Here is a 4,605-nt window from a genome sequence, read left to right as displayed (position 1 = left end):
CTGAGAAATTGGGCTTTTTAATATTGGTATTTCCTTAACGTTGTAAATTTGCGTTTTGCTGGTGGTACCCCTTTGAAAAATAAAAAGGAGCTAGTGTTATGCAGTTACCTGAAGACTTTAAAAATTTTTTAGGCATAAACCAAGCTACTATCCCCATGTGCATCATTCGCATGGCAAAGGATTTACCCATAAGCCCGGATCTTCCTGCACCCGCTACAAAAACTTTCTTTGATTCAAGAATCCCATTAACCAGTCTTTCAGCTTCTTCATCAGCTATTAAGTCTACTGAACGATTTAGCTCTTTTATGAATTCAGCTAAATATTGAGAAGTCTGCATGATGGATATTAGCCTTGTTTTACTAATTTTTGTATTTGGGCAGCTGTCCCTTTAATATCTGCATGTCCAGTGATACCTCCACCAACAATAACGAGGTCAGGTTGTGCTTTAATGACTTCCGGAAGTGTATCTAATTTTATGCCGCCTGCTACAGCAGTTTTTGCATTTTTTACAACACGTTTAATGGTTTGAAGGTCCTCAAAAGAATTTTTTCCAACAGCTTGAAGATCGTAGCCAGTGTGCACACAGATGTAGTCGACGCCAAATGCATCCACTTCTTTAGCACGAGTTTCAAGATCTTTCACAGCGATCATATCAACAAGGATTTTTTTGCCTTGTTTTTTAGCTTCTTCAACAGCCCCTTTGATGGACATATCTTCAGCTGCACCAAGAATCGTGATGATATCAGCGCCAGCTTCAGATGCCTTCATCACTTCATAACCGGCTGCATCCATAATTTTTAGGTCAGCTAATACTTTCAAAGAAGGGAAAGCTTCTTTCATTTCTTTAACAGCCCTAAGCCCTTCATTAATAACCACAGGTGTACCGATTTCTACGATATCAACATATTCCTCCACTTGTTTAACCAATTCAATACCTTCTTGAATGTTTACTAAATCCAGTGCCAATTGTAATTCCATTTATCCTTCACTCCTAATAGTATGTTTTAGTTTGTTCCACAGTAAGTATTTTCCTCTGGCACTCAATCATTGCGCAGCAAGAAATTCATATCGACTGTACAATGTATCGTATACTAAGTATAATATTTTTGTAAGTACGCACTTTAATTTTACATAGTGTTAAAAAGTATACTATGTGATTAAGGATTTATATTTGGAGGTGATTTGAATGACAAGGCTACAGAATAAAACATTCAATTGTGAGAAGGAATTGACCCTTTCTGTTATTGGGGGGAAATGGAAGATGCTTGTTTTATGGCACCTAGGCAAACAGGGGACCAAGCGTTTTGGTGAACTGAAGGCTCTTATGCCGGGCGTCACTCAAAGAATGCTCGTTAACCAGCTTCGAGAGCTGGAAGAAGATCTTATTGTTCATCGCGAAGTCTATCCAATTGTACCTCCCAAAGTGGAATACTCTCTGACAGAACAAGGAGAAAGCCTGATGCCGATTCTTGATTCGATGTATAATTGGGGTGAAAATTATATGGAGAATGTCGTTGGGGGCCAAGTAAAAAGAAAAGAGGATATCAAGTAGAAAAACTATCCCCTCTTTCTTATTCAAAGATGTTTTCTCCTTTTTCTTTACCTTGATATGGTCACTCACGTATCAAATTAAGGTAGAGAAAAGCACAACATTTAATAATCATTATTAAAAGCCAAGGTTAGCGATTTTGTATAGTCGCTGACCTTGGCTTTTTCACATGCACCCGGCATTGGTGCAAATCTCTAGCCATGGTGGTGTACGGTTTGCTTAATGAAGGAGTGTCTACTCAGAGAGGAAAACCTTTTCGTTTCTAGGAATATTATACAAAGACCCAGTAATTGGTATGCTTTATTACACTATGTAATTTTACTGATACTATTTAATTATAAAGTGCGTACTTACAGGGGTACCACCAGCAAAACGCGATTTTACAACGTTAAGGAAATACCATATTAAAAAGCCCAATTTCTCAGCATTAAATTGATAAATTGGGCTTTTTTCCATACTGTAGATAATGCCTCGATTGTCGAAGATCAATAAATTTGAACAAAAAAGTGATTATTGATCTGCCGCATTTTTCACTGCTACGACTGCTTTGGCATAATCCGGATGACAATGACAAACGCTGTATAAGGAGGCTCTAATTATGTTCAGATTGATTGGGTCCGTAAATAGTATTCTGACTATATTTAGATAACTAACATGCTTGGTAGTAGGTATTAACTTCGATTGATATCCTTATAGGGGAAAACTCAAATTGACATATCGGGAATTAATGATATTATAAACATATGGATATCATAGAAATCTTTAAAGCATTGTCTAATGAAAAACGTTTGCTGATTTTGAAGTGGTTAAAAGAACCTGAAAACTATTTTACCCTCCCTATTTCTGAAGGGGTTAGCTTTGAGAAAGAGGGTGTATGCGTATCACAGCTGCATCATAAGTTAAATGTAACACAATCAACGGCTTCTCAATACCTTACTATGTTACATCGGACTGGGCTACTCGAAGCAACGCGTAAGGGGAAGTGGACATACTATAAGCGTAATGAAGAAGTTATTAAAGAAATAGGCAATTACATTGCGAAAGAGATTTGAGGATTAAAGTGAATTGCTTCAAGCAATTCACTTTAATTAATTAGTATATATCGAGATTTCTGAATATGTAAATGTGTTAGGTCATATATTTTTTTATTAAAATAAATCGTTAATTCGAGATATGTTAATTTATTATATACGCTTCTATGATTTCAGCTTTATTTAAGTAGCTGATTTATTAATTATAGTAAGGAAGAGATTTAGACGAATTTAGAAATGGTGTCCATAAGAATAAGGATGAAGTATTCGCTTTTGTTTCCTATTGATCCAATACAATCCGTTGTTTAATAATATACTGAAATTCTAAGAGATAAAAAGGGTGAAAATTAACATGAACAAATTTGAAAAACATAATGGATATTCGAGAACATTTCAAGAAAATAAACTTACTTTAGGTTTGCTTTTTCCACTTGAAGCCTACCAAGGCAACATTCCAGAAATGGATTTGGAACAACAAATAAAACTAGCAACTGTTGCTGAAAAAGCCAATTTTGCCTCTCTATTTGTCCGAGATGTTCCATTAAATGATCCGTCATTCGGAGATGTAGGACAAATGTATGATCCGTGGGTATTCCTTAGCCATATAGCAGCGCATACAAAGAAAATTGCCTTAGGAACCGCAAGTGCGATAACGTCATTTCAACATCCATTAAATCTTGCTAAATCAGCAGCATCCTTGGACAAAGTATCAGGGGAAAGACTTTTATTTGGTCTTGCAACGGGAGATCGTCCGATTGAATTTAACGCTTATGGCGTTGACCGAGAAAAAAGGACTGAATTATATCAAGAAGCTTTTTATGTGATGAAGGAAGTTTGGGCAAAATCATTCCCTACGATTAATTCTAGTAGGGTAAGTCTGACTGGAGGAACAGATCTTCTGCCAAAACCAGTTTTAGGCTATATCCCAGTATTTGTAACGGGTTTTTCTGGGCAATCAATGGAATGGATTGCGGAAAATAGTGATGGAATACTTGGTTATCCACGTAATCCAGCTCAACAAGAGAGACTCATTAGAGATTATCGTTCATTAACAGATGGATTTAAACCATTTGCCCAATCGCTATATATTGATTTAACTGAGGATCCGAATGAAGGGCCAACATCTATTCACTTAGGGTTCAGAAGTGGCCATAAATTCTTAATCGAATTTCTAAACGCATTACAAGAAGTCGGAGTTAACCATGTATTTATAAATAACAAATATAGTCGTCGCCCTGCGGAAGAGGTAATACAAGAATTAGCGGAAGAAGTAGTCCCTCTATTTCCGGCCTTAACGTAATGCTAATCTGAAATTATAATTTTAATAGTCAATTGGAGAGATGAAAAAAAAGTAGTATTTGACAATGAAGTTAGGTGTTTTAGATCAGATGGCGCAACCAAAGGGGTGTGACTGCAGAATAGACAACTGCTCGCACGATTGAAATGGCTCAATATGTAGAAGAATTAGGGTATGAACGCTATTGGTCATGCAACGAGGGCTAGGATCAAGTTCCCCTGAAATTATGATGGCTGCAGTCGCAGCTAAGACTGCCAAATTGAAGGTTGCAGTGGTGGAATCCTGCTTCCACAGTATAGTGCATATAAGGTGGCTACCCAGCTATTTCAATTACAATCACTTTTTCCCGGAAGAATAGAGGCAGGTGTCGGACGTTCACCTGGAGGAAATGAAAACATTCGATCGTTGTTGGCCGTTGGCCAGCCGAATCAACTAGCTGACTATCCCGATAAATTGACAGACCTCATAACATTCCTAAGTAATGATGGAAAAGTTAGTGCCGTACCACGGACAGAAGACGCCCCGAACTTATTTTCATTAGGTTTGGGGGAAAACAGTGCTAAACTTGCAGCGAAACTGGGTGTTCATCAATTTATTGGAAAATCCCGATGAAATGCCTGTCCCCATACCCTTAGGCTATTCCGTGGGAAGAAACCGTTTAGTTGATCTACTTCATCGATTTCAAGCGATTGGTGTCAACCATTTGGCGTTTGTTCTGTATTTTTCCA

5 protein-coding genes and 1 pseudogene are annotated in these 4,605 nt (G+C 37.4%); 4 read left to right on the top strand and 2 right to left on the bottom strand.

Annotated features, from left to right (window positions below):
- Positions 1 to 139 precede the first annotated feature (139 nt).
- Together ADA55_RS12860 and hxlA are read right to left on the bottom strand one after the other, a co-directional pair.
- Positions 140 to 337: pseudogene (locus ADA55_RS12860) on the bottom strand (6-phospho-3-hexuloisomerase); the annotation flags it as partial.
- An 8-nt stretch (positions 338 to 345) separates the two neighbouring features.
- Positions 346 to 978: a 3-hexulose-6-phosphate synthase gene (gene hxlA, locus ADA55_RS12855; RefSeq protein ID WP_048684410.1), complete on the bottom strand. Its 633-nt coding sequence runs from the start codon at positions 976 to 978 to the stop codon at positions 346 to 348.
- Positions 979 to 1,186: 208 nt separating this feature from the next.
- Here hxlA and ADA55_RS12850 point away from each other — a divergent pair, with 208 nt between their 5' ends.
- From ADA55_RS12850 to ADA55_RS27770, 4 genes are all read left to right on the top strand, one after another.
- A complete protein-coding gene (locus ADA55_RS12850; protein ID WP_048684406.1) occupies positions 1,187 to 1,552 on the top strand; it encodes a winged helix-turn-helix transcriptional regulator in 366 nt (121 codons plus the stop codon).
- Positions 1,553 to 2,292: 740 nt separating this feature from the next.
- Complete coding sequence (locus tag ADA55_RS12845; RefSeq protein WP_048684404.1) at positions 2,293 to 2,601, top strand: ArsR/SmtB family transcription factor; 309 nt, start codon at positions 2,293 to 2,295, stop codon at positions 2,599 to 2,601.
- A gap of 331 nt (positions 2,602 to 2,932) precedes the next feature.
- Positions 2,933 to 3,880, top strand: a complete 948-nt coding sequence (locus ADA55_RS12840) for an LLM class oxidoreductase (RefSeq protein WP_048684402.1) — start codon at positions 2,933 to 2,935, stop codon at positions 3,878 to 3,880.
- A gap of 306 nt (positions 3,881 to 4,186) precedes the next feature.
- The gene (locus ADA55_RS27770; protein ID WP_053087403.1) at positions 4,187 to 4,489 is read left to right on the top strand and encodes a hypothetical protein; all 303 of its coding nucleotides are present in this window, start codon (positions 4,187 to 4,189) and stop codon (positions 4,487 to 4,489) included.
- Positions 4,490 to 4,605: the final 116 nt, after the last annotated feature.

Source organism: Bacillus sp. 220_BSPC, from assembly GCF_001054655.1.
Taxonomy (GTDB): Bacteria; Bacillota; Bacilli; order Bacillales; family DSM-1321; genus Peribacillus; species Peribacillus frigoritolerans.
This window is presented reverse-complemented; position numbering and strand designations above follow the sequence as displayed.